The 2,546-nt window shown below is 46.3% G+C and carries 2 protein-coding genes; both read right to left on the bottom strand.

From position 1 onward, the window contains the following. Positions 1-1,886, bottom strand: a 1,886-nt coding sequence (locus HF312_21390) for a hypothetical protein (GenBank protein ID MCU7522770.1), incomplete at its 3' end; no start/stop codon positions are given. 15 nt (positions 1,887-1,901) lie between these two features. Beyond that, positions 1,902-2,546: helix-turn-helix transcriptional regulator (locus HF312_21385; GenBank protein ID MCU7522769.1), on the bottom strand; the 645-nt coding region annotated here is incomplete at its 5' end.

Below are 2,546 nucleotides of genomic sequence, written 5' to 3'. Positions count from 1 at the left end.
ACCATTTCATAATCGAGCTCGCCGAGTTCGTCTCCTACCTGGACGGGTACCGCGTTATACGGGAGCCAAAAAAGAGTTTGAGCGAGTTTCAAGTTCGTGCTTTCTTTGTCTCCATCAAGTCCTAACACGAATACCGAATCCGTATCCCAATAAAGAGCATTCAAGGCTTTCATCGCACAAAGCAAACGAGCCCGACTACACCCCGTAATGAGAGACGCGGCGGCGGGTACGACATAACGCCCATACACGCGGCCCGAGATGGAGAAGTCCCCGAACATTTTCACTTGCATGTTTTCAACGGTTTCCTCGTCAAAGTTTTCATGTAGTTGGTCGAGTAAGTCCTCGTATATATCCCCGAGCCGCTTTCCATCCTCCAGGGCTTTCACGTATTCACTATAATAGAAGTTTCCGAATTCTTTCTCCATTCCTTCGATAAACGGCAGATAGTCCCGAGCGTCACTTGCTCCGATCATGGTTTGAGTTCGGGATTCGATTAACTTGCCATAGGCGGAATTAAGTTTGAGCTTTGCCGCCGTGTATTCAACGCTCCCCTTCGTACTATTATTCTTGTCGATATATGCGGTCTCGGCGAATTGCTTAAAAGGGAGATTCGGATTTTCGTCCACGTCGAGCAACACGACACACTCATGGATAACGATATCGACAAGGCCCCCGCTTTGAACACCGACGAAAAACTCATATCCAGTCGTTGCGATTTCTTTAAACTCTCCATAGACGGGAGTGAGTTTATCATTGAATGTTGTAAGTAGGCTTGGATAGATTGGATTCGTCTCTCTGCCCGATATTTTAAGAAAGGCGTTTCCCGTCTCTTGTAATATTTCGAGTACATTGTCAAGGGCAAGCTCCTCACCTTCTAATTGAATATATTGCATACTTGGAGAGAAACTCGGCAAGCCTAACATAGAGGCGGGATAACTACTATGAAAATCGAGCACCGAGACGCCTTTCACTTGACCGTGAAAAATCCCGCCCGTTCTTCCTCCCCGGTATGTGTCTAAAATCAATTGCATAATCCCTTGATGAGAAATTCCGGTCTTGATGGCTTGTCCCTCTTCCATCATGTGAAATAACAAGTTGATCGCATACGCGGGAGAGCTGGGTCTGACTTTCGTCATACCCGCGTGTTTATGGAGCTCTCGAATCTTTTCCGCGGCGAGCTGGGTCACGCGGCTGTCTATCTTCGCGTACTTTTCAAAATAGATTTTCTCCTCGTCGTCGTCCGGTACGTTTCGAAAATCGACTTGACCGAGCGACTCTTGTCGTTCCATTTTGTCGAGTCCGAGTTTTAAGTCCTCGGCGAGTTTCGCGAGGCTCGACGGAAAAAAGGAAAACGTATCGTATAGATATAAGGTAAAAGCCTTTTCATTTTTCTTGCTCCCTTTTGAGATTCGGAGTTTCATATGAGGAGCACTCCCGGCAAAAAGGGCATTCTTTTTTAAGGTAATCCGGTACCCGTCAAAACGAAAAAGATTAATGTCCTCGGAAGGAGAGACGCCAATCTTGGCGAGCTCCAAGAGACGCTCATCATATTTGACGAGTTGGAGCCAATCATACTCCAGGTTATGATAGTAAAGAAAATGATGAGAGCCTTGTTCCTGCATACGGTCAAAGTACTTTTCCAAAAACCACTTTAAAAAGAAATGAATCGCGATCTCTTTCTCGGGTATGTATTCGAGATAATCCCCGCCCCAGGGGTCAGAGCATGTAAAACATTGAGGCTCATATCGGTCGGGTAGCTGAACGGATTCCGTATCACTCCCGAATATGAGACCATTAATATTACTATATCGGGTGTAGTTGTCCCCTCCACCTTCTATAATACGGGGTTCGAATTCATACTCGGCCCCTCTCCATGTGACTTCCATTGTGTCCCCTTCTTTCTATGCTAATTCATAGCCGATAAACCGGGTAGGGTTGAGACGCCGCTTTCCCGATTGCTGGCTCGTCTGAAAAAATTTTCCCTCTAAATAGTCGAGAGCCTCCCCGACATTCATTTGTTTCCGGAGCGTGATCGGGAACCGACTTGATAAATAGTCCTGCTTTCCTTCTCCCTCTCCTTGGTTATAGTCCGAGGTATACAGTCCGTATAAAATAACAAACTTGGTTCCCTTCGGAATCCCGAGCGGGCTCGCGCCGTCGGTGAATTGTCCTCGCCCGTCTATGGGAGCAATAAAGGGAGGAGCCTCGGCGAGAATATTCCGCTTGATGTAATCCTCGGTAAATTCTTTGTTTACCCAACTCTGAACACTTTGGAGTCTCGGATTGTTTCGGATTTGCTTTCTTCGATTTTCTTTCTTGGTCTCGGTATTCTTTTTATATCGTTCTACTTTCTCGGGCGTGATCTTCTTTTTGTTCTGTCCATAGACGCGGTTGACTTTTTGAGCCTTGTCTTTTTTCGGGGCTGTTTTTCCGGTCTTGTAATTCCTTAGAGTGGATGGAGAGACGCCGAGCTTTTTCGCCGTTTCCTTCTGTCCATAGAGGGCCTCAAGCTCGGTAATCTTTTCTATAAAACTCTTAGTCTCTTT

This window comes from Ignavibacteria bacterium (genome assembly GCA_025612375.1).
GTDB lineage: Bacteria > Bacteroidota > Ignavibacteria > Ignavibacteriales > SURF-24 > JAAXKN01.
Note: the sequence above shows the minus strand (reverse complement) of the source record. Positions and strands in the feature narration are given on the sequence as shown.